The sequence below is a fragment of the Aeromonas sp. XH genome (assembly GCF_033348475.1).
Lineage (GTDB): Bacteria > Pseudomonadota > Gammaproteobacteria > Enterobacterales > Aeromonadaceae > Aeromonas > Aeromonas sanarellii.
Window position 1 is genome coordinate 2,712,401 of record NZ_CP137630.1, and the last position, 21,804, is coordinate 2,734,204.

The following is a 21,804-nucleotide window of genomic DNA, read 5'->3' on the forward strand; positions in this document are numbered from 1 at the left end:
TGCGAGACAAGGAGCCCCCCATGGCCGAACCGCTCACGCTGGCCTATGCCAATGGCCACCCCCTCTCCCTGCTGCCCACCATGGCCAATCGCCACGGCCTCATCACGGGCGCCACCGGAACCGGCAAGACGGTCACCCTGCAGGTGCTGGCGGAGGGCTTTTCCCGCCTCGGGGTTCCCGTCTTTCTGGCGGACGTGAAAGGGGATCTGAGCGGCCTGGGCGCCGCCGGCATGCCATCCCCCAAGCTGAACGCCCGCCTGGCCCAGCTCGGCATCCCCGCCCCCGCCTTTGCCGCCAGCCCCACCCTGTTCTGGGATCTCTTTGCCCTGCAAGGCCATCCGGTGCGGGCCACCGTCTCCGATATGGGGCCCCTGCTGCTCGCCCGCCTGCTCGGCCTCAACGACACCCAGAGCGGCGTGTTGGAACTGGTGTTCAAGGTGGCGGACGACGAGGGGCTGCTGCTGCTCGATCTGAAAGACCTGCGCGCCATGGTGCAGTTCGCGGGGGACAACGCCAAGACCCTCACCACCCGCTACGGCAACGTGTCCACCGCCTCCATCGGCGCCATCCTGCGCAACCTGCTCACCCTGGAGAGCGCGGGGGGCGATCACTTCTTCGGCGAGCCCATGCTGGACATTCAGGACCTGCTGCAGACCGACGAGGCCAGTCACGGCCATATCAACGTGCTGGCCGCGAGCAAGCTGACCCAGTCCAGCCGGCTCTATGCCTGCTTCCTGCTCTGGCTGCTCTCCGAGCTGTTCGAACAGTTGCCTGAGGTGGGGGATCCGGAGAAACCCGTGCTGGTCTTCTTCTTCGACGAGGCGCACCTCCTGTTCAACGACGCGCCCAAGGCGCTGCTGGAGAAGATAGAGCTGATGGTGCGGCTCATCCGCTCGAAAGGGGTGGGTGTCTACTTCGTGACCCAGAGCCCGGCCGACATTCCCGACAGCGTGCTGGGGCAGCTCGGCAACCGGGTCCAGCACGCCCTGCGCGCCTTTACCCCGAGCGATCAGAAGGCGGTACGCATCGCCGCCAACACCCTGCGCGCCAACCCGGCCTTCGATGCCGCCGGCGTCATCACCGAGCTGGGGGTCGGAGAAGCCCTGGTCTCCCTGCTCGACGAGAAGGGGCGCCCCGGCGTGGTGGAGCGCGCCTTCATCGCCCCCCCGGCCAGCCGCATCGGCCCCCTGAGCGACCCCGAACGGCAAGCCCTGATCCAGGGCTCATTGCTCTACGGCCACTACGAGACGCCGGAAGATAGGGAGTCCGCCTTCGAGCGGCTCAATGGGGGCAAGGTGACCCCCACAAGCGAGCAAGGCAGCGAGCAGCCATCCAACGGGGAAGGCGGTCTGCTCGATGCCCTCAACGGCATCCTGTTCGGTCGCACCGGCCCGCGCGGTGGCCAGCACGACGGCGTGGTGCAGACCGCCGCCAAGAGCGTGGCCCGCACCCTGGGCAACGAGGTGGGGCGCCAGCTGGTACGGGGGGTGCTCGGCTCCCTGCTGGGGGGCGGCAAGCGTCGCCGCTGAGGTAAAAACCGCAGGAACGAAAAAGCCCGCCGAGTCTCCCCGGCGGGCTTTTTATTGAACGGATACCCATGGCTCGCTTACCGCACCCTGGCGATGGCGTCGCAGAGCGGAGTTATATATTGACGCGGGTGATGCAATCCGCAGCCTGTTCGCCTCCTTTACAACACCTTGGCAATGGCGTCGCAGAGCGGATCTATGTTGGCTCGGGTGATCCCGGCCACGCTGATCCGGCCGGAGCCGACGATGTAGATGGCGAACTCGCTCTTGAGGCGCTCCACCTGATCCTTGGAGAGGCCGGAGAAGGAGAACATGCCGTTCTGCTCGCGGATGAAACCGAAGTCCTGGCTCACGCCGCGTTCCGCCAGTTTCGCCACCAGCAGCTCGCGCATCTCGCGAATGCGCACCCGCATGGCAGCCACTTCTTCCACCCACTCGGCATAGAGGGCCGGATCGCTCACCACGGCGGTGACGACGGCGGCGCCGTGGGACGGCGGGTTGGAGTAGTTGGCACGGATGACGGTCTTCACCTGGGTGAAGGCGACGTCGGCAACGTCCTTGGTCGCGCAGACCAGGGTAAAGGCACCGACCCGCTCGTTGTAGAGGCCGAAGTTCTTGGAGAAGGAGCTCGCCACCAGCAGCTCGTCGTGGCACTCGGCGAAGATGCGCAGGCCTTCGGCATCTTCCTCGATACCGCGGGCAAAGCCCTGATAGGCGAAGTCAAACAGCGGCAGCCAGCCGGCGGCGGCGCTCTGCTCGGCCAGGGCGCGCCACTGATCGCTGGTGGGGTCTATGCCGGTCGGATTGTGGCAGCAGCCGTGCAGCAGCACCAGATCGCCGGCCTGTGCCTCGGAGAGTGACGCCTGCATGGCCGCAAAGTCGAGCCCCTTGGTCGCGGCATCGTAGTACTTGTACCACTTGACGGTCAGACCGGCCGCCTGGAACACGCTGACGTGGTTGGCCCAGGTGGGATCGGAGATCCAGACGGTCTTGGCCAGGCCGTTGCGCACCACGAACTCGGCGGCGATGCGCAGGGCACCGGTACCACCCGGCGCCTGCGCCGTCTTGGCGCGACCGCTGGTCACCAGCGCCGAGTCACGGCCGAACAGCAGTTGCTGCACGATGCGGCCGTATTCGATATTGCCTTCGATACCGAGATAGTTCTTGGTCTTCTCGTCGGTCAAGAGCTTCTGTTCGGCTTTCTTGACGCAATGAAGGATAGGAGTGGCACCGGTCTCGTCCTTGTAGATCCCGACCCCCAGGTTGATCTTGTGGCTGCGAGAGTCGGCACGGAAGGCTTCGGTCAGGCCCAGGATCGGATCCGCTGGGGCGGCAACAACCTTTTCAAACATGGTATTCCCTGTATTCCGTTGAGTTCGTTGGCTGGCAAAGTAGGTTGGCAAACAAAAGCGCCCGTCTGGCGAGCGCTCCGTCAACTCTTTATACCACCGCCTTCCAGAGGGGAAAACCGCTTTCTCGATGCCGTTGGCAGCCCGTCAGCCAACGGCGTGCCAGTCGGGCGCCAGGGCGCACACCTCGGCCGAGAGCCCCTGGTTGGACTCCACCAGATCGGCGCACAGCGCCAGCAGCGGGCGAGGGAGACGGCTCGGCTCCCACGGGCGGCTGTCCTGCAGAGGCTCACCGTAGGCCGCCTTGATGGGCACGAGATCCCGCGGCAGCCACCAGCTCGCCGGGCGCCCCAGCCGCTGGGCCAGCATCAGCACCCTGTCGACGCCGGTCGGATCCAGGGCGGTGAGGTGACTCCAGAGCGTATGGGGAGGCAAGGCGGCAATCAGGGGTTGCAGGGCGCCGGGATCCTCGGCGGGATGCCAGACCAGCAGGGCGTCTGCGGGCAGGCGCAGTTCGGCAAAGGCGCCGACGCAATCCGTGCTGATCACCCGCTGGATCTCCCCCTCCCCCCAGAGGATCTTGCCAAGCCCCGTCAGGGTGCGGGCCGGCAGCGCCACCTCCCCCAGGGTCTGGAGCCAGGGGGTGGCATCGAGCAGGGTGCCGCCGCTGAAGAAGAGGCTGAACGGGCGTGCAGAGCGCAGGCGAAGCGGCAGATCGCGGCACAACCGGATCCCCTTGTCTTCGAAGTCGATCTGTTCGATGGGGCTGAAACTCGCCTCCCCCTTGCGGTAGAGGGCCGCCAGCACCCGATCGTTGACCTTCTCCCCCAGCTGCCAGCCGTGGGACTGCAGCCACTCCTCCGGCTCCGGGGGGGCGCACGCCATCTCCGCCAGCATCAGCTCGCGGGTGAGATAGCGCCGTCCGGCCGGGGTCAGCTCATAGCGATGGTTGCCGAGGGTGAGTAGCAGCTGGTTGTCCCTCAGCATGCCGACAAGGGGCTGCCACTGGCGACCGCGGATAACCTGGGGGGCCCCGCTCAACAACTGCTGCGCCAGCGCGCGCCACTCGGGGTGGGTGAAATCGATCAAAAGGTATCCTTCCCTGCCGGCCTGCCCTGTTTCAACAAATTGAATAATCTAGCGATTTACGAGAAGAGAGCCAAGGGGGCAAGGAAGACAACGTGACCTGGCGCAGCACCAGACGTCAAAAGGAAGCGAAGGAGGTGAAAGGCAAACAAAACAAAACGGCCAAGCAAGCTTGGCCGTTTATCAACTAAATCCGGATTAAGACTGGATTAGAAGTTGTATTGCAGGGCAACAGTGAACTCGTCGTCCAGATCGTCGATCCCCTGGATCTTGTACTCGGTGTACGCCTTCAGCTTGGAAGTGAAGTTGTACTGAACGCCCAGCAGGGTTTCGTCAACTTGGTCAGCATAACCGGTGTTGGTGACGTTGTTCTTGGCTTCCTTGAAGTTGTAGCCAGCCAGGAAGGTCCAGGCGTCTACGTTGTAGGAAGCAGCCAGCTCGTAGCCACGGCCTTCACCCTTGTTACCGGTGGCGTCGTTCTTCAGGTCGCCTTCGGTGTACACACCGGCAAAGTAGAAGCCGTTGATGGCGTAGTGCGCGCCCAGAGCCCACTCGGACTTCTCACCGCTGTCGCCAGTGACAGTGTTTTCCAGGTCGGAGTAAGCGTAACCGGCGTTCAGGCCCAGACCGAAGTCGAAGTCGTAACCGGCAGCAGCAGCATAGCCGTATTTACGCTTGGTGTTGGGGAAGATAGTCACGTTGGTGTCACTGCCAACATCGGATACGGCAACAGCCTCATCATCGTTGGTCTGGTAGGACAGCTTGCCCTTGAAGCCACCGTAGGTGTTGGAGTAGATGATCTGGCCTTCTTGACGACCGTCGTAGAAGTTACCGTAATCGCCCCACTCGTTGAAGATGTCGGTCGGCTCCAGCACGTCGTAGAACGCGGTGTCGGTCTGGCCGAAGATGATCTTGCCGTACTGGGTACCGTCGAAACCGACATAAACGTGACGAGCCTTGAAGGTGTCGCTGTCGGAGTCGTTGTTGTTGGAGTTCTCGGAAGCAACCTGCCACTCGGTCTTGGCAATACCGGACCAGGTGTTGTTCAGGGCAACTTTGCCGGACCAGCCCAGACGGGAGGAACCGATCAGCTCGGCATCACCAGCGTTGCTGGCAGTGATGGGGCTGGCGTCGTCAGCGTCAACATAGTAGTTAGCCTGAACACGGCCATAGATATCAAAGGAGGTGCCATCTTTGTCGTAAACGACAGCAGCGTTGGCTGCGGAAGCGAACAGAGCCGGGATAGCAATAGCCAGAATTGTCTTTTTCATAGTTGTTTCCAATGCCTACTGTAATTAAACACTAAGTCCTTGTTATTCCCTGTGTTAGCGATGTTCTTTGCATCACTATGCCGCCGAGACTATCACCGGGTTTTCCGATCCGCAATGAAAAAACTTGGAACTTTTTATGAAAACCATAGTCGTAGGGAAAAAATTGTGAGCTGAATCTCACAATGTTTGCACCATCAGGGAAAACGTTTACAGCGATACTCTCTGCCTGAATCACGCTTTTTTGGTGGTTTATTGCACGTGCCATCCACCCCATGACATAAGTGCGGCCCCCCTTCCATGACGACTGCTTCCCCCTATGCCTCGACCCGAGTCACCTCTTGCGGGTATCCTGTGCTGATTCACCTCCCACAGGGTTACACCGCCTTTATGCTATCGACTCGTCTCAAAGCCACCATCCGCAATACCTATCGCCAGATTGCCGATGGTTTACCCGGTTTTGTGCCGCGCAAGGAGCAGAATTTTCTGGTGGCCGAGATCGCCAAGACCCTCACCGGTGAATATGACAAAAGCCGCCGCATCCTGGTGGCCGAGGCGGGCACCGGCATCGGCAAATCCCTCTCCTATGCCCAGGGCGCCATCCCGGTGGCACGACTGACCCAGAAGAAGCTGGTGATCTCCACCGCCACCGTCGCCCTGCAGGAGCAGCTGATCCACAAGGACCTGCCGTTCTACCATCGCCACAGCGAGCTGCCGTTTCGCTTCATGCTGGTCAAGGGCCGCCAGCGCTACTGCTGTGAGCATCTGCTGGAACAGGCCGCCCAGGGCAGCGACATGGCCAACTTCGAGCTCGACTTTGACGCCCTGAGCAAACACAAGCCGTCGGATGCCGACAAGGCGTGCTACCAGGCTCTGTGGCAGGCCTATACCGAGGGCAAGTGGGACGGCGATCGGGACAACTGGCCCAAACCCATCCCGGACACCAGCTGGGATCCCATCGCCGCCGATCGCCACACCTGCAACAAGGCGCTCAGCCACCACCAGCACTGCCCCTTCCACCGGGCAAGAAACGACATGGATGCCGCCGACGTGCTGGTGGTCAACCATGCCCTGCTGCTCTCCGACCTCACCATGGGGGGCGGCATCATTCTGCCGCCGCCGGACGAGTGCATCTATGTGCTGGACGAAGCCCACCACCTGCCCACCATAGCCCGCGACCACGGCGCCGCCAGCGCCAGCATCAAGGGATCCCGCCGCTGGCTGGAGAAACTGGCGCAGAGCGCGGGCAAGCTGGCCAGGACGCTGAACAAGGAGAGCCTACTCGACCCCCAGCTGAAGCTGCAGGATGCCCTCGCCTCCCTGCAGCCGGATCTCAAGGCGCTAGAGCAGTGGCTCTCCAGCCACGAGCACCTGTTTGGCAGCGAGCAACACCACAGGTTTGCCGACGGCGTCCTGCCCGACCCCCTGCCCATGCTGGCGGAGAACCTGAAAGAGGCGAGCAAGAAGGCGCTGCGGGCGCTGGACAGAATGCAGGGCGCCATCGGCGAGGCCCTGAAAGACGGCGAAATCCGTCGCAAGGAAGCCGAGCCCCTGCTGGCGGAGAGCGGTTTTCACCTGCAACGGCTGGAGAGCTTCTGCGCGCTGTGGGAGATGCTGAGCCGCCATGTGCCCACCGGCAAGACGCCCCTCGCCCGCTGGATGGTCAGGAGCGAGGATGGGGACATCTGGCTGCACGCCTCCCCCATCGAGGTGGGCTATCTGCTGGAGGAGTGGCTCTGGTCCAGGTGCCTTGGCGCCGTGCTGGTCTCGGCCACCCTCACCGCCCTCTCCTCCTTCAATTATTTCCGCCATCAGGTAGGGCTGAAAGAACACGACGGCACCCGCTATCTGCGCCTTCGCTCCCCCTTCGACTATCACAAGGCCGAACTCTATCTACCAAAAATGGTCCATGAGCCCAGCGCCCCCGCCTTCACCCAGGAACTGATCGACACCCTACCCCGCCTGCTGGCAGGCAAGGAGGCGAGCCTGGTGCTTTTCTCCTCCTACCGGCAGATGAACGAGGTAGCGCTGGGACTGCGGGCCAAGGGCATGTCGCTGCTGGTGCAGGGGGAGGCGTCCCGCAGCGCCCTGCTCACCCTGCACAAGCAGAAGTGTGACGGCGGCCAGGCCAGCATCCTGTTCGGCACTGGCAGCTTCTCCGAGGGGCTGGATCTGCCCGGCCACTACCTTACCAACCTGGTGATCACCAAGCTGCCTTTCGCGGTGCCGAATTCCCCCGTGGAGGAGGCGACCGCCGAGTGGATAGAGCAGCGCGGCGGCAATCCCTTCCTGCAACTGACGGTGCCTGAAGCCTCCCGCAAGCTTATCCAGGCCTGTGGCCGCCTCATCCGCAAAGAGGCGGACCGGGGCCGGGTGACCATACTCGACCGCCGCCTGCTGACCAAACGCTACGGCAAGGGACTGCTGGACGCCCTGCCCCCCTTCACCCGGCGCATCGAGTAAGGTTCGGGGCTCTCAGGCCGACGAACCGAGCGGGATCCCGGGAGGCAAGAGCAAGAGAGAGCAAGCGGCTGCCCACCCACTCGCTGGCGGAGGATTCCCTCCCCCTCACGGCGGACGGTGTCATAAACGGCTATTGCCGCTCCAGGGCAAACCTGTAAAAATGAGCCCCTATTTTTCAGTGGGCAATCGCCTGACTGTTCAAGGAGATGAAATGAAACTGACTGTTCTGGTGCCGGCCCTGGCTGGTCTGTTGTGGGCAGGTAGCGCCCTGGCTGATAGCCAACTGGAAATAACCAATCCCTACGTGGTGCAGCTCATCGATGGCGAGTCCATCAACCCCAAGCTGCTCGACAAGACCAGCAGCTTCCCCATCAGCGCCGGCAAGCACCAGGTGGTGGTGGCCTTCGAGGGCAACTACTCCAATCGCAGCGAGATCAAGCTGGTGACCGCCGAGCCCCTGGTGATTAACTTCACCGCTGGTGACAACCAGACCCTGGTGCTGGACTACAAGAAGCCCCGCAACGAAGACGAAGCCAAGGCCTTTATCAAGGAGCAAAAAGTCGTCCTCAAGGACAAGGTCAGCGGCCAGGCCGTCGAGACCGAGCAGTTCGTCATGCCGAAAGTGGGCGGCTTCCAGCTGACCCGCGACTATCAGCAGGAGCTGATCAAGATGGGCAAGGCCTTCAACCAGCCCAAGACGGTCGCCGTCTCCAGTGCCGCCGTCATGGCTGCCGCCAGCGCACCGGTCGAAGTGGCCCCGAGCAAGGCCCAGAGCAATCCGGAAGCCCTGACCCAGCTGCAGAGCTGGTACAACAAGGCCGATGCAGAGACCCGCAAGGCCTTCCAGATCTGGGTGATCCAGCAGCAGTAATGGCGCCTCGCACGCCTGCATGAAGGGGAGCCTGGCTCCCCTTTTTCATATCCGTTCAGGCCGACGCTGCATGTCACTGCGCATCTTCTATCACCCCCACTACTCCGCCCTGGTGCTGCCCGAGCGCCACCGCTTTCCCCTGGCCAAATACCAGGCGCTGTTTGAACGACTCGGCGACCTCGGCTATCCGCTGGCAGAGGCTCCGCCCGCGAGCCGCGATCAGATAGCACGGGTTCATGATGCCGACTACGTGGATGCCGCCCTCCAGGGGCGCCTCGACCAAGCCGCCATCCGTCGGCTCGGCTTTCCCTGGTCACCCCTGCTGATCGAACGCACCCTGCGCTCGGTGGGCGCAACCCTGGCCGCCAGCCGCCACGCCCTCGAACAGGGTTGCGGCTTGCAGATCTCCGGCGGCTACCACCACGCCCATCGGGACTTTGGCAGCGGTTTCTGCCTGTTCAACGATCTGGTGATCGCGGCCCGGACCTGCCTGGACGAGGGACGCTGCGAGCGGGTGCTGATCGTCGATCTCGACGTCCATCAGGGGGATGGCAGTGCGACGCTGTGCGCAGGCAGCCGCGACATCATCACCCTCTCATTGCACGGGGAGCACAACTTCCCACGCCACAAGCCAGCCTCCCACCTGGATTTCGCCCTGCCAAGCGGCATGGGGGACGACGCCTACCTCGAAACCCTGGCCCAGGCGCTGAGCCTGGCGCTGAGGCTCCACGCCCCCGACCTCATCCTCTATCAGGCCGGGGTGGATGTGCACCGGGACGACGAGCTCGGCTACCTCTCCCTGACCGACGCCGGCGTGCGCCAGCGCGATGCCATGGTCTTTGACTATGCCGTTCGCAACGGACTGCCCATCGCAGCCGTACCGGGAGGCGGTTACCGGCGAGACTGGCAACAGTTGATCCCGCTGCACCTCTCCCTGTTCGAGGAGGCGCGGCGCCGCTTTGGTTGAGCGGCGCCCCCCGGCCCAGGACATGCAAGAGGCGACCCCGGGGTCGCCTCTTCCTTATATAAGGCACAACAGTGATGGCCAGCCCGCGCTTCGTGGACAAGAGCGGCCAACAGATGGCACCGCTCTTTGGTCACGGGACAGGCCCGTCTCAGGCATGGGCCATCGGCGTCGGGTGTTCGCCCATCTTGCGCAGCAGCATCAGCAGATAGACGAGGGAGACCCCGGCGATCACCATGAACAGCTGCTGATCCGAACAGTGCTGCATCAGGAGCGCTGTCAGGGTCGGGCCGAGCAGGCTGCCGATGGTGTAGCTCAGCAGCAGCGCCTGGTTCATGGCCACCAGCTGATGCTGCTCGACCTGCTCGCAGGCCCAGGCCATGGCCACCGGATAGAGGGTAAAACCCGCAGCCCCCAGGATGAACAGCGTCGGCCCCATGGCCGCACTGCCGAGCATTGCCACTGAGCCCAGGATGACCACCAGCACCTGTACCCGCAGCACCTGCATGCGCCCGAAGCGATCCGCCAGGCGACCGGCAGGCCACTGCCCCAGGATGCCGGCACTCACCAGCACCGCCATCCAGAAGCCGATGCCGGCATCGCTCACCCCCCTATGATTCAGATAGAGCGGCATCAAGCCGTAGAGCGACCCCAATACGATGCCGGAGATGATGCAGCCGCTCACCCCCAGACGCGCCTGACGCAGGCGCAGCATGGGCCAGACCTGGGTCGTTGCCTGATGCCCGCCGGGGGCGTTGACGATGCGGGTGAACAGCAGGGGCAAGATGGCCGCCAGCACCAGAGCGGTCACCCAGGGCAGCACCGCCATCAGCGCCGTCGGCACCTTGCTGACCAGAAGTTGCCCGAGCACTGTGCCCACGTAATAGACCATCATATAGGCGGCGAGCAGGCGCCCCCGGTTGCGCGCGTTGCCGCTGCACATGAGCGCACTCTCCACCACCACCCAGATCATGGCGCAGCCGATCCCTGCGACGAATCGCCATGCCAGCCAGCTCCAGAATCCCAGGGTGAGCCCCAAGCCGACGCAGCCAGCGGCGAAGATCGCGGACGCCAGATAGTAGCTGCGGTTGAACCCGCAATGGGCGATCAGCGTCCCCGCCAGCAGGGTCCCCAGCAGGTTGCCGGTGAAATAGGCGGAGCCGACCATGCCCACCTGCCAGGTCGGCAGATGGGCATGGGCGAGCCAGAGCGGCACCAGGGTATTCAACACCGCGATGGCCAGGGTCAACAACAGCAGGCCGCAGAGCAGGAGCAGCACTGGCCGGGAGTAAGTGGTCATGGATAAAACCCTGAGGAGAGGCAAGAGGCGAGCGCATCATGCCACCGCCCGCCAGGTTGTCAATCCGTCTGAAACGGCGCGCTCAGGGGGTTGCTGCGCGTAGGGGGGCTGCACTGACAGCTCCCCTGAAACACCGCCCGGCATCAGGCTTGTCCCGTTCATCCACCGGAGGGCTGGTTCAAGGCAGGGAGACGATTGAGCTGCCTCACTCCGCTGTCCGCCCCCTCCTGACCGTGAGGGTGCTCCCGCACCCATAAGAGAAGCGGCGACCCCGGGGCCCCCGCTTCTGCACATCTGTACGCTGACAGCAGGGGGTTATCTCTGACGCTTCTTGGCGTACTTGCGGCGGGCGCGCGCCTGGCGCTCCTCTTCCCGCTCCGCCTTCTCCTTCGCCTTCTGTTCGGCCTCGGCCTCGGCCTCCAGAATTTCGACCCTCACCATCTCCGGGGTCTCCAGGGAGATGCGCCCCAACATGCCGGATCGGAATTCATTGACCAGGATTTCCGAGGCCTTGTGCAGATCCGCCAGCCCCCCCTTGCGCATGAAGCCGCGCTGGCGGGCGATGAGATCCAGCAGCTCGATCTCGGTCTCGGGCAGCTCGCTCAGCTGGTAACGCGCCTTGATACGCTCCGGATAGGCCTTGATGAAGTAGTCGGCGGCGAACATGGCGATGTCCGCGTAATCGAAGACGGTGTCCTTGATGGCGGCGGTGATCGCCAGCCGGTAGCCGCAGGAGGGCGGGTTGAGCTTGGGCCAGAGGAACCCCGGGGTATCGGTCAGGATGACGTGGTTGTCCAGCTTGATCCGCTGCTGGGACTTGGTCACCCCCGCCTCGTTGCCGGTCTTGGCGATAATGCGCCCGGCCAGGGTGTTGATCAGGGTGGACTTGCCCACGTTGGGAATGCCCATGATCATGGCGCGCACCCCGCGCAGCTCGAAGTTGCGCTCAGGGAGCATCTCGTGGCACAGGGTCAGCAGTTGCTTGATCTTCTCCGGCTCCTGCTGGGTCAGGGGCAATGCCTTGATCCCCTTCTCCTGCTCCATGTGCGCCACCCAGAGTGCGGTGATCTCGGGGTCGGCGAGATCGGCCTTGTTCAACACCTTGATCACAGGGGTATCCCCGCGCAGCTCCGGCACCAGGGGGTTCTCGCTGGAGAAGGGGATGCGGGCGTCGAGCATCTCGATGATGACATCGACCTGGGGCATGACCTCGGCAATCTCTTTGCGGGCCTTGTGCATGTGGCCGGGGAACCAGTTGATGGACATATCCGTTACTCTCTCATAGGGGGCGGTCCCCTCTCGGGCTGCAGGCGCGTGGTGAGGCGCCAGACCGCGGGCACTCATCGCAAGGGGGCGCATTTTACCTGCTGCGGCCCCGATTTGACAGGCCATTCTGGCCGGTTGGACGCACTCCCCCGAGGGGATGGGCAAGCGGGTCCGTCCCCGGGGCTCGTCCGCCACCGGGTGACGCCTCATCAATAAGTGATTGATACAACATAACATTTGGATAATAGCTTCATCGTATTGTCATCCCGCTTCACTAAAAGTGTCATCTGTGACCTCTAGGCTGCGCTCAGGTTTCACAAGGAGCGAACCCCAATGAGAAAGATGGCAGGACTTGCAGTGATGATAGGCGCCGCCCTGGCCGCCGGCTGCAACTCCAACAACGACAGCACCCCCCCCGAGCCCAGCGCCAGGAACGTGATCTTCTTCCTCGGGGACGGCATGGGCCTCAACACCCTGACCGCCGCCCGGATCTACGGCGTCGGGGAAGAGGGCAACCTCACCATCGACACCCTGCCGGAAACGGCCTTCATCAAGACCTTCTCCCACGATGCCCAGGTGACCGACTCGGCCCCCTCCATGGCGGCCTACATGACCGGGGTCAAGAGCAACAACGGCGTCATCAGCATGGACAGCGACGCCACCCAGGAGAGCGACTGCAGCCAGAGTGGCGGCAAGCCGGTCACCACCTTGCTGGAGCTGGCCAAGGCCGACGGCCGCGGTACCGGCGTGGTCACCAGCACCCGGGTGACCCACGCCACCCCGGCCGCCACCTATGCCCATATCTGCAACCGGGATCTGGAGGCAGACATCGCCACCCAGCTGGTGCCGGGCGGTTCTGGCTACAACTCGGCCCTGAAAGAGGGCCTGGACGTGGTGCTGGGGGGCGGCAGCGGCTTCTTCCTGCCCACCGCCGACAAGGGCAAGCGTACCGATGGCCGCAACCTCATCGCCGAGATGCAGGCCAAGGGCTACCAGTTTGCCAGCAATCTGGACGAGCTGAACCGGGCCGAGGCGGGCAAGCCGCTGCTGGGACTGTTCGGCGCCAGCCACATGAAATACGACCTGGACAGGCCCGCCAGCGAGCCATCTCTGGCCCAGATGACCCTGGCCGCCATCAAGCAGCTCAAGGATAAAGAGAAGGGCTACTTCCTGATGGTGGAAGGGGGACGCATCGACCATGCCCTGCACGATACCAATGCCAAGCGTGCCTTGCAGGACACCCTCGCCTTCGACGACGCCATCCATGCCGCCATCCTTGAGGTGAAGAAGACAGACCCCGAGCTCAAGAACACCCTGATCGTGGTCACCGCCGACCATGACCACACGCTCGTCCTGAATGGTTATGCCAAGCGCACCGGCAAGACCACGGCAGGCAATCCGGGCGTGCTCGGGCTGGTGAAGAACTACGAGACCGGCGAGCCGAGCAAGGACAGCGATGGCATGCCCTACACCATCATCGGCTTTGGCAACGGCTACAACCGGGTGGACGGTCCGCGCAGCAGCGTGGCGGCCCTCGACGACGCCACCGTCTCCGCCGACGACTATCACCAGGAGGTAGTGGTCAAGGTGGGCGAGCTCGGCAACGAGACCCACGGTGGCACGGACGTCTTCCTCGGCGCCATCGGCCAGGGGGCGGAGAGCTTCCACGGCTCCCTCGACAACACCGCCGTGTTCGGCAAGATCAAGGCTGCGGCCAAGCTGTAAGGGACTATCAGGATGAATATCACCATGAAAAAGACGCTGGTCTGCACCGCCCTGCTCGGCGCCCTTTGCGGCACTCAGGGCGGCCTCTCCCAGGCACAGGCCGCCGACGCCAAGAACGTCATCCTCTTTATCGGTGACGGCATGGGCCCCACGGTACTCACCGCCACCCGCCTCTACAAGGTGGGGGAAGCGGGGGATCTGGAGATGATGAAGCTGCCCCGAAGCGCGCGCATCAAGACCTTCTCCCACGATGCCCAGACCACCGACTCGGCCCCCTCCATGGCGGCCTACACCACGGGGGTCAAGATGAACAACGAGGTGATCGCCATGAGCAGCGACACCCAGGCCGTCGCCCCCGGCAAGGATGCCAACGGCAACAAGGGCGTCAACCACTGCACCAGCGACAACGGCACCCCGGTGCCCACCATACTCGAACTGGCCAAGGCGGCGGGCAAGTCGGTGGGAGCCGTCACCACCACGGAGCTGACCCATGCCACCCCGGCGGCCACCTACGCCCACATCTGTCACCGGGACGCCGCCTACGCCATCGCCGAGCAGGCGGTGCCGGGCGGCGCCGGTTTCAACCCGGCGCTGGGGGACGGGGTCGACGTGCTGATGGGGGGCGGCGCCAACCACTGGACGCCGTACAACAGCGCCAGCAACAAGGGCGGCCGCGCCGACGGCCGGGATCTCACTGCCGAGCTGACGGCCCAGGGCTATCACTACGTCACCACCAAGGACGACCTCGCCAAGATAGAGAGCGGCAAGGTGCTGGGCCTGTTCAGTGCCAAGTCCCATCTCGACTACGAGCTGGACCGCGTCGCCAAGGGGGCGGCCAGCACCCAGCCGTCCCTCTCCGAGATGACCGCCAAGGCGATCGATCTGCTCAGCCAGAACGACCAGGGCTACTTCCTGATGGTGGAGGGGGGGCGTATCGACCACGCCCTGCATGCCACCAACGCCAAGCGATCGCTGACCGATGCGGTGGCGCTGGACGAGGCGGTCAAGACGGCCCTCGGCAAGGTGGACCTGAGCGATACCCTGATCGTGGTCACCGCCGACCACGACCACACCATGACCATCAACGGTTACGCCGCCAAGGGCAACCCTGTGCTGGACCTGGTCAAGAACGCCGATGGCTCCACCCAGAACGACGTCGACGGCAAGCCGTTCACTACCCTGGTGTTCGGCAACGGCCCAAACCGTCAGGACCTGCGCCCCAGCCTCACCAGCGATCAGGTGATGGCGGACGACTACCTGCAGGAGACCGGTGTCAAACTCGGTTCCGAGACCCACGGCGGCGGCGATGTGATGCTGTTTGCGGACGGCGCCGGCAGCGACCGCTTCAAGGGGACGCTGGACAACACCCGGGTGTTCGGCAAGCTCAGGGAGGCGCTCGGCCTGTGACGACGGGGCCCGGCACCGCGCCGGGCCCTGCCCGTTCGAGCGACAGACGATGATGAAAACGCTGTTTTCTTTATGGCTGCTGGGCAGCACCCTCTCCTTCCCCCTCCTGGCCGACGAGGTACCCGATCTGGCCGCCCGCATCCGCTATCAGGACAGGGTCACCGGCAGCGATGGCATCACCCGGGAGAGCCAGTGGCAGGAGAAGTGGCTGCGGGTCGGCAACCAGGTGTGGAGCCAGCGGCTCATTCCCCTCCCCCTGGCGCGAGCCTATCACGCCACCCACGACGCCAACCCCGGCCACAAGCACTTCACCCACCAGATGGCGGCGCGCTGGGTCACCCTGGATGACGGGGGAGACCTGCAACTGCGCTACGCCGATGCCTGGCACAACCAGCTGGTGGAGGTACCGCCCGAGGAGTATGGCCAGGTGGCCTTCACCCCCCACTGGGACAAGCTTCGCCACCTGGTGGACCCCGCCCTGCTGCAAGGCATGACCCCCCTCGACGAGGCGGCCCCCGAACAGGCCCGCTGGTACGAGAAACGCGAGGGCAGGCAGCGCACCCGCATCCTCTGGTCCGGCCGCTGGCAGATCCCCCTGGTGGTGGAGTCGGCGAGCCTCGACGGCTACCGCAGCTACCGCATGGAGGTCACCCTGAAGCCCCTGCCCAAAGCCCTGCCCTGGCAACGGCTGGAAGGGTACCAGACCCTGGATCTGCGGGATTTCTTCGACTGAACCCGCCCCGGTCACCATGGGCAGGCTGACATCGGGTAACGGGATGTTACACTCTGTGCATTCATCCCGGACCTGACTTTCCATGCGCCTCGTCATCCTGCTCCTGTTGCTCTGCTCCCCGTTCCTGTGGATCCCCCGGGCCCACGCCGTGGTCGTCGTGGCCGCGGACATTCCCCCCTATGTCATTCGCTCCCATCAGGGGGCACCGAGCGGCATGGCCATCGAGGTGCTGGAGGAGGCGGCTCGCCGCCTCGGGGAGACGCTGGAGATCGAACTGATGCCGCTGGCCCGCGCCCTCAGCCAGACCCGCCACCGGCCAGACGTCCTGCTGCTGCCGCCGGCCAGAAATCCCCAACGCGAATCCCAGTTTCTCTGGATTGCCCCCCTCCTGGAGGAGGCCTTCGTGCTGGTCAGCCACCGCAACCATCACCCGGCCCCCCTCACCGTGGCGGATCTGCCCGGCCTCACCGTCGGCGTATTGCGGGGCTCCCATGGCCAGAGCCTGCTCCTGCCGCAGGCGGGCGTGGCCCAGGAGCAGGTCGGCGAGGAGGTGGGCAACGCCAGCAAGCTGGCACGCGGCCGCATCCAGGCCTGGGCCGTGGCCTGGAACACCGCCCGCTACAACCAGCAGCGGGCCGGCCTGCCGCTCCCGGATCTGGTGCGGGGCCAGACCCTGCAACAGAGTACCCTCTACCTGGCCGCCAGCCCCCGCTTCTCCCGCAGCGAGGCGCTGCGCTGGCGCCAGGCCATCCAGGGGATGCGGAAGGATGGCAGCCTCGCCCGCATCCTGCACCAGTATGATTATCAGGCGCCCTGAATTGCCAAAGCCATTCAGAATGGTTATGGTATCCCCATGAAAGCAATCATGATTTCTTCAAGTACGCTCACACCCCGCTGAGCCCCCGCCCTCGCCCCGCTGCGCGAGTCGCTCGGGGGCATCGCGCTTGCGATCTATTCTCACCCTTCGAACCCATTGTCGACCAGCCTGCCCATCATCCTGGTCTCGTCAGCCATTGATAAGGAATACCCCATGCAACAGCCTCATCTCGTCATCTCCAGCCTGGATCTGGATCGTATCGAACAGCTGCTCGGCAGCCACCCGCAGCACCTGGCCCTGCAGGAGGAGCTGGATCGCGCCGAGATCCGCGAACCCGCCGACATGCCGCCGGACGTGGTGACCATGAACAGCACGGTGCGCTTCAAGATGCAAAGCAGTGGCAACGACTTCTGCCTGACCCTGGTCTACCCGAAGGACGTGCAGGGGGACGAATCGAAGATCTCCGTGCTGGCGCCCGTCGGCAGTGCCCTGCTGGGGCTCAAGGTGGGTGACAGCATCGCCTGGCCCGGCCCGGCCGGTCGCACCATCCAGGTGGAGATCCTGGAGGTGGTCTATCAGCCGGAGCGCGCGGGCGAGCTGCACCGCTGACGGGCTGCCAGACGGCCATCCAGGTCTGATGCTACCAGGTGGCTGATCCGGCACTCCTTTGCCCGGTCGGAGCCGCGGGCCACCGAGCCGGGCTGAACCCCGTCGGCTCAGGCCGGCAGACAGACCCGGTTCTTGCCGCTGCGCTTGGCCCGGTAGAGGGCGCGATCGGCCTGGCTGAACAGGGTGTCGAAGTGCCATTCGCGGGCGCCGGGTACCAGCCCCAGGCTGGCGGTGACCTGGATCCCCGCCAGGGGCAGTGTGGCAATGGCCTGGCGGATCTGCTCGCAACGGGCCTGCTGAGCCAAGGCATCCCCCTCTGGCAGCAGCAGCACGAACTCCTCGCCGCCGAAGCGACTGGCCACCAGATCCCCCTGCGCCGCCAGATAGCGTCCCACCGCCGCCAGCACCCTGTCCCCCGCCTCGTGACCGTGGCGATCGTTGATCTGCTTGAAGTCGTCCAGATCCAGCACCACCAGGGCCCCCTGCTTCGGCGCCCTGGCGCAGTGCTCCATAAAGCCGCGCCGGTTCAGGAGGCCGGTCAGGGGATCCTGGCTCGCCTGCCGGCGCAGGGCCAGCGCCCGGTACTGGGTGCAGAGCAGCAACACCCCGAAGGTGGAGAGATAGTTGCCCATCAGCATGGAGAGGAAGGGCAGCACGTTGACCACGTGCTGATCCATCAGCACCCGCGCCTCGCCGCTGAGCAGGGAGCCCATGCGCACCAGGTTGAAGCCGTAGAGCAGGATGTTGACCACGGTGAACACCAGCACGGCCGGCAGGTAGGCGGGATAGCCGTGCCGCCAGATGAGAAAGACGATCACCGCCCCCAGCACCATGTAGCTCAGGCAGGCCAGCAGCACCTTGGGGGCCATGTGATCGTTGAACAGTACGCTCCAGCAGAGGATCGGCACATAGATGGCCATGAAGAGCGCGAAGGCACGCCAGTTTGGCGGCTCGCCGAAGAAGCGCTGGATAGCGAGTGGCATCAGGGCGATGCAGAGGGTGATGAGCAGGTTGGCGAGCCAGATCCCCGCCATGTGGGGCGCGAACGCCTGCAGGAAGAACAGCGACTGGGCCGCCAGGGCGCAGAGGCTGGACCACCACCAGAGCCCGAGGCCCGGGATCTCCCTGTGGGTGGACCAGATGATGGAGAGGGTGATGAATCCCAGGCTGTAGCCCCCGAGGGCCATGAGCATCAGCGTGAAGACATCCAGATTGAGCAGAATTGAGGCGTCCATTGCCGAACCTTCCAATGGGGATGGCTGAGTATATGGGAAGCCCATGACAAGACACAGAGGGAGCATTCTGGCATGGCAAAAATAATTCTCCGGCCTGCCCCGCCCCCGCGCTTAAGGCCAGGATCAAGCGTCGTTCGACCCCAAACCCTCCTGCGACATGAACGCCGGAGATTTTTGCACTTGAACCCGCGCCATTAGATAGATATGTTGTTTTCGTGTGGTTTTATGAGTCGCCACGAGCGGGAAAAGTGCCCTTAACTTATTGAGTCTTCTGGCACAATCAGATTTTGGTACATTTTTCACTCAACGGACCATTCATAGAATCTCATATGGGGCTTTTGCCCCGACCAAGACAATAATCCTGTCTTGCCTGCTGCCGGATGCAGCAGTCTCTTGTGCCACGGAGTCGCACGGGAGCAGGTTCAAGGCCGAACACACTTTCGACAGAGACGTCACTTATGATCAAAAAACTCATTCTCTCTACCTTGCTGCTGTGCGGGCTGGCCAATGCTGCCCCCAGCTCCACCCTGGATGCCGTGCTGGAGCGCGGTGTGCTGCGGGTCGGCTTCGACGCCGGCTACCAACCCTTCGAGATGACCAACAAGCAGGGCCAGTACATCGGCTTCGACGTGGACCTGGCCAAGATGGTCGCCAAGGAGATGGGCGTGAAGGTGGAGTTCGTCAACACCGCCTGGGACGGCATCATCCCGGCCCTCTTGACCGACAAGTTCGACGTCATCATGGGCGGCATGACGGTCACTCCCCAGCGCAACCTGCGCGTGAACTTCGCCGATCCCTACATCGTCGTCGGCCAGACCATCGTCCTGCGCAAGGACAAGGCGGGGGAGATCAAGTCCTTCCAGGATCTGAACGATCCCAAGTACAAGATCGCGGTCAAGCTCGGCACCACGGGCGAGCAGGCGGTCAAGCGCATGATCCCCAAGGCCACCCTGCTGCAGTTTGAAACCCAGGACGACGCCAAGCTGGAAGTGATCAACGGCAAGGTCGACGCCTTCGTCTACGACCTGCCCTACAACGCCATCTTCGCCTCCCAGAACCAGGGCGCCGTGGTACACCTCGACAAGCCGTTCACCTTCGAGCCGCTGGCCTGGGCCATCCGCAAGGGGGATCAGGACACCCTCAACTGGCTGAACAACTACCTGCGCCAGATCAAGGGTGACGGCAGCTACGACCGTCTCTACAAGAAGTGGTTCGAGTCCACCGCCTGGCTGGACCAGCTCAAGTAACCTCCCAAAGGGGCGGCATGCCGCCCCTTCACGCAGACACCCCACAATAACGACAAAAGAGGTTGTGACAGTGATCAACCCCAAAATCACAAGACAGATGGAAAAACAGCCCAATCAGCTGCTCTGGCACGGGGTCTTCCTGCTGCTGGTGCTGGCCGCCATTTTCGGCATCTACAAGGCCGTGCAGGCGGTGGACTACACCTGGCGCTGGGAGCGCATTCCCCAGTACATCGCCTATCAGGCGGAGCAGAAACACTACGCCGAATTTGACGGCACCGTGGTGGCGGAGAAGGGGCAGCTCTTCCTGCAGGACGATCTCGACCCCAGCCGTCGTCAGGCCATCGCCGCCCAGGGCACCCAGCTGGCCGAAGGGGACACCGTCTTCCTCGGCGACACCCTGGATGTGCAACTGAGCTGGACCGCCGGCCCCATCGCCTGGGGCGTCTGGGTCACGGTCAAGCTCTCCCTGGTGGCCGGGGTCTTCGCCATCCTGCTCGGTACCCTGGCCGGGCTCGCCCGCCTCTCCCCCAATCCGGCCCTGCGCAACCTGGCTGTGACCTATGTGGAGCTTATCCGCGGCACCCCGTTGCTGGTGCAGATCTTCATCGTCTATTTCTTTATCGGCACTGTACTCAATCTGGATCGCTTCACCGCCGGGGTGGCGGCGCTGGCAGTCTTCACCGGCGCCTACGTGGCGGAAATCGTGCGTGCCGGCATCAGCTCCATCCACAAGGGGCAGATGGAGGCGGGCAGGAGCCTTGGCATGACCTCGGCCCAGACCATGCGCTACGTCATCCTGCCCCAGGCGTTCAAGCGCGTCCTGCCGCCGCTGGCGGGCCAGTTCATCAACCTTATCAAGGATTCGTCGCTGGTGTCGGTCATCTCCATCACGGACCTCACCAAGGCGGGGCGCGAGGTGGTGAGCTCCACCTTCAGCCCGTTCGAGGTATGGTTCACCGTGGCCCTGCTCTATCTGGTGCTCACCGGCACCCTCTCCTTCCTGGTGCGTCGTCTGGAGGTGAAATATGCGCGCAGCAACTGATCCGATTATCAAGGCAAGCTCAGTGGAGAAGTTCTACGGCACCGAGGTGCACGCCCTCAAGAACGTCAGCACCCAGGTGGCCGAGGGGGAAGTGGTGGTGATCGTGGGCCCGAGCGGCTCGGGCAAGTCCACCTTCCTGCGCACCCTCAACCAGCTGGAAACCATCAACGACGGTCACATCCTGGTCGACGGCATCAGCCTCACCGAGCCCGGCGACGTCAACAAGCTGCGGGAGGAGGTGGGCATGGTATTCCAGTCCTTCAACCTCTTCCCCCACCTGACGGTACTGGACAACATCACCCTGGCGCCCCAGAAGGTGCGGGGACTATCTCGCAAGGAGGCGGAAGACAGGGCCAAGGCGCTGCTGCTCAAGGTGGGGCTCTCCAACAAGGCGCAGAGCTACCCCTCCCAGCTCTCCGGCGGTCAACAGCAGCGGGTGGCCATCGCCCGGGCGCTCGCCATGCAGCCGCGCATCATGCTGTTTGACGAGCCCACCAGTGCCCTCGACCCCGAGATGGTGGGGGAAGTGCTGGACGTCATGAAGGGGCTGGCCCGGGAAGGCATGACCATGGTGGTGGTGACCCACGAGATGGGCTTCGCCCGGGAGGTGGCTGATCGGGTGCTCTTCATGGAGAGCGGCGAGCTGCTGGTGGACGAGAAGCCGGCGGATTTCTTCGACAACCCGCCCTCTCCCCGCCTGCGCCAGTTCCTGAGCCAGGTGCTATAAGCCGGGTGTTATGACAACCGCTGTGGCTTCGACCATCCATCGCGTCCCCCGCCTGCGCCGGTTCCTGAGCCAGGTGTTATAACCCGCGATGCACAAACACGAAGAGGGAGCCCATGGCTCCCTCTTCTATGCTGACCTTCCTCATCCACCCCCAGGTCATCTCCTTGCC

Annotated in this window: 18 protein-coding genes; 12 read left to right on the forward strand and 6 right to left on the reverse strand. The window is 63.9% G+C overall.

Annotated features, from left to right (window positions below):
* The first annotated feature begins 20 nt into the window (after positions 1 to 20).
* Positions 21 to 1,529, forward strand: coding sequence for a helicase HerA-like domain-containing protein (locus R2B70_RS12485; protein WP_318161622.1), 1,509 nt, complete (start codon positions 21 to 23; stop codon positions 1,527 to 1,529).
* A gap of 158 nt (positions 1,530 to 1,687) precedes the next feature.
* Here R2B70_RS12485 and R2B70_RS12490 read toward each other — a convergent pair whose 3' ends face one another.
* The 3 genes from R2B70_RS12490 to R2B70_RS12500 form a co-directional block, all read right to left on the reverse strand.
* Positions 1,688 to 2,878, reverse strand: coding sequence for an amino acid aminotransferase (locus R2B70_RS12490; RefSeq protein ID WP_318161623.1), 1,191 nt, complete (start codon positions 2,876 to 2,878; stop codon positions 1,688 to 1,690).
* Between the two features lie 144 nt (positions 2,879 to 3,022).
* On the reverse strand, positions 3,023 to 3,964 hold the full coding sequence (locus R2B70_RS12495) for a hypothetical protein (RefSeq protein WP_318161624.1): 942 nt from the start codon (positions 3,962 to 3,964) through the stop codon (positions 3,023 to 3,025).
* A 206-nt stretch (positions 3,965 to 4,170) separates the two neighbouring features.
* The gene (locus R2B70_RS12500; protein ID WP_318161625.1) at positions 4,171 to 5,232 is read right to left on the reverse strand and encodes a porin; all 1,062 of its coding nucleotides are present in this window, start codon (positions 5,230 to 5,232) and stop codon (positions 4,171 to 4,173) included.
* A gap of 387 nt (positions 5,233 to 5,619) precedes the next feature.
* On the opposite strand from R2B70_RS12500, the gene dinG reads away from it, so the two are divergent.
* The 3 genes from dinG (at position 5,620) to R2B70_RS12515 (ending at position 9,530) form a co-directional block, all read left to right on the forward strand.
* Positions 5,620 to 7,692: an ATP-dependent DNA helicase DinG gene (gene dinG, locus R2B70_RS12505; RefSeq protein ID WP_318161626.1), complete on the forward strand. Its 2,073-nt coding sequence runs from the start codon at positions 5,620 to 5,622 to the stop codon at positions 7,690 to 7,692.
* 211 nt (positions 7,693 to 7,903) lie between these two features.
* On the forward strand, positions 7,904 to 8,563 hold the full coding sequence (locus R2B70_RS12510) for a DUF2057 domain-containing protein (RefSeq protein WP_042076431.1): 660 nt from the start codon (positions 7,904 to 7,906) through the stop codon (positions 8,561 to 8,563).
* A 70-nt stretch (positions 8,564 to 8,633) separates the two neighbouring features.
* A complete protein-coding gene (locus tag R2B70_RS12515; protein WP_318161627.1) occupies positions 8,634 to 9,530 on the forward strand; it encodes a histone deacetylase in 897 nt (298 codons plus the stop codon).
* A gap of 148 nt (positions 9,531 to 9,678) precedes the next feature.
* Here the strand turns inward: R2B70_RS12515 and R2B70_RS12520 are convergent, their stop codons facing one another.
* Positions 9,679 to 10,827, reverse strand: a complete 1,149-nt coding sequence (locus tag R2B70_RS12520; protein ID WP_318161628.1) for an MFS transporter — start codon at positions 10,825 to 10,827, stop codon at positions 9,679 to 9,681.
* A 315-nt stretch (positions 10,828 to 11,142) separates the two neighbouring features.
* Positions 11,143 to 12,093: a ribosome biogenesis GTPase YlqF gene (gene ylqF, locus R2B70_RS12525; protein ID WP_318161629.1), complete on the reverse strand. Its 951-nt coding sequence runs from the start codon at positions 12,091 to 12,093 to the stop codon at positions 11,143 to 11,145.
* Between the two features lie 333 nt (positions 12,094 to 12,426).
* Here ylqF and R2B70_RS12530 point away from each other — a divergent pair, with 333 nt between their 5' ends.
* From R2B70_RS12530 to rnk, 5 genes are all read left to right on the forward strand, one after another.
* Positions 12,427 to 13,818, forward strand: a complete 1,392-nt coding sequence (locus R2B70_RS12530) for an alkaline phosphatase (protein ID WP_318161630.1) — start codon at positions 12,427 to 12,429, stop codon at positions 13,816 to 13,818.
* Between the two features lie 12 nt (positions 13,819 to 13,830).
* The gene (locus tag R2B70_RS12535; RefSeq protein ID WP_209792966.1) at positions 13,831 to 15,225 is read left to right on the forward strand and encodes an alkaline phosphatase; all 1,395 of its coding nucleotides are present in this window, start codon (positions 13,831 to 13,833) and stop codon (positions 15,223 to 15,225) included.
* 49 nt (positions 15,226 to 15,274) lie between these two features.
* Positions 15,275 to 15,958: a hypothetical protein gene (locus R2B70_RS12540; RefSeq protein ID WP_318161631.1), complete on the forward strand. Its 684-nt coding sequence runs from the start codon at positions 15,275 to 15,277 to the stop codon at positions 15,956 to 15,958.
* Between the two features lie 82 nt (positions 15,959 to 16,040).
* Positions 16,041 to 16,775: a substrate-binding periplasmic protein gene (locus tag R2B70_RS12545; RefSeq protein ID WP_318161632.1), complete on the forward strand. Its 735-nt coding sequence runs from the start codon at positions 16,041 to 16,043 to the stop codon at positions 16,773 to 16,775.
* A 213-nt stretch (positions 16,776 to 16,988) separates the two neighbouring features.
* A complete protein-coding gene (rnk, locus tag R2B70_RS12550) occupies positions 16,989 to 17,384 on the forward strand; it encodes a nucleoside diphosphate kinase regulator (RefSeq protein ID WP_042076417.1) in 396 nt (131 codons plus the stop codon).
* Positions 17,385 to 17,491: 107 nt separating this feature from the next.
* On the opposite strand, the gene R2B70_RS12555 is transcribed toward rnk, so the two are convergent.
* On the reverse strand, positions 17,492 to 18,619 hold the full coding sequence (locus R2B70_RS12555; protein WP_318161633.1) for a GGDEF domain-containing protein: 1,128 nt from the start codon (positions 18,617 to 18,619) through the stop codon (positions 17,492 to 17,494).
* A 458-nt stretch (positions 18,620 to 19,077) separates the two neighbouring features.
* Here R2B70_RS12555 and R2B70_RS12560 point away from each other — a divergent pair, with 458 nt between their 5' ends.
* The 3 genes from R2B70_RS12560 to R2B70_RS12570 all read left to right on the forward strand — a co-directional run bounded on the left by R2B70_RS12560 (position 19,078) and on the right by R2B70_RS12570 (position 21,635).
* Positions 19,078 to 19,866: a transporter substrate-binding domain-containing protein gene (locus tag R2B70_RS12560; protein ID WP_042076411.1), complete on the forward strand. Its 789-nt coding sequence runs from the start codon at positions 19,078 to 19,080 to the stop codon at positions 19,864 to 19,866.
* A gap of 97 nt (positions 19,867 to 19,963) precedes the next feature.
* Entirely contained in the window at positions 19,964 to 20,908 is a 945-nt protein-coding gene (locus R2B70_RS12565) for an amino acid ABC transporter permease (RefSeq protein WP_209793168.1), read from the forward strand.
* Complete coding sequence (locus tag R2B70_RS12570; RefSeq protein ID WP_042076409.1) at positions 20,892 to 21,635, forward strand: amino acid ABC transporter ATP-binding protein; 744 nt, start codon at positions 20,892 to 20,894, stop codon at positions 21,633 to 21,635. The genes R2B70_RS12565 and R2B70_RS12570 overlap by 17 nt, the downstream gene beginning before the upstream one ends.
* Positions 21,636 to 21,804: the final 169 nt, after the last annotated feature.

Excerpts from the sequence above, each read along its gene's own strand:
- R2B70_RS12490 (WP_318161623.1), bottom strand. The coding sequence starts at position 2,878 with ATGTTTGAAAAGGTTGTTGCCGCCCCAGCGGATCCGATCCTGGGCCTG.
- ylqF (WP_318161629.1), bottom strand. The coding sequence starts at position 12,093 with ATGTCCATCAACTGGTTCCCCGGCCACATGCACAAGGCCCGCAAAGAG.
- R2B70_RS12515 (WP_318161627.1), top strand. The coding sequence starts at position 8,634 with ATGTCACTGCGCATCTTCTATCACCCCCACTACTCCGCCCTGGTGCTG.
- R2B70_RS12565 (WP_209793168.1), top strand. The coding sequence starts at position 19,964 with ATGGAAAAACAGCCCAATCAGCTGCTCTGGCACGGGGTCTTCCTGCTG.
- R2B70_RS12555 (WP_318161633.1), bottom strand. The coding sequence starts at position 18,619 with ATGGACGCCTCAATTCTGCTCAATCTGGATGTCTTCACGCTGATGCTC.
- R2B70_RS12530 (WP_318161630.1), top strand. The coding sequence starts at position 12,427 with ATGAGAAAGATGGCAGGACTTGCAGTGATGATAGGCGCCGCCCTGGCC.
- R2B70_RS12545 (WP_318161632.1), top strand. The coding sequence starts at position 16,041 with ATGCGCCTCGTCATCCTGCTCCTGTTGCTCTGCTCCCCGTTCCTGTGG.
- dinG (WP_318161626.1), top strand. The coding sequence starts at position 5,620 with ATGCTATCGACTCGTCTCAAAGCCACCATCCGCAATACCTATCGCCAG.
- rnk (WP_042076417.1), top strand. The coding sequence starts at position 16,989 with ATGCAACAGCCTCATCTCGTCATCTCCAGCCTGGATCTGGATCGTATC.
- R2B70_RS12510 (WP_042076431.1), top strand. The coding sequence starts at position 7,904 with ATGAAACTGACTGTTCTGGTGCCGGCCCTGGCTGGTCTGTTGTGGGCA.
- R2B70_RS12500 (WP_318161625.1), bottom strand. The coding sequence starts at position 5,232 with ATGAAAAAGACAATTCTGGCTATTGCTATCCCGGCTCTGTTCGCTTCC.
- R2B70_RS12540 (WP_318161631.1), top strand. The coding sequence starts at position 15,275 with ATGATGAAAACGCTGTTTTCTTTATGGCTGCTGGGCAGCACCCTCTCC.
- R2B70_RS12560 (WP_042076411.1), top strand. The coding sequence starts at position 19,078 with ATGATCAAAAAACTCATTCTCTCTACCTTGCTGCTGTGCGGGCTGGCC.
- R2B70_RS12535 (WP_209792966.1), top strand. The coding sequence starts at position 13,831 with ATGAATATCACCATGAAAAAGACGCTGGTCTGCACCGCCCTGCTCGGC.
- R2B70_RS12520 (WP_318161628.1), bottom strand. The coding sequence starts at position 10,827 with ATGACCACTTACTCCCGGCCAGTGCTGCTCCTGCTCTGCGGCCTGCTG.
- R2B70_RS12570 (WP_042076409.1), top strand. The coding sequence starts at position 20,892 with ATGCGCGCAGCAACTGATCCGATTATCAAGGCAAGCTCAGTGGAGAAG.
- R2B70_RS12485 (WP_318161622.1), top strand. The coding sequence starts at position 21 with ATGGCCGAACCGCTCACGCTGGCCTATGCCAATGGCCACCCCCTCTCC.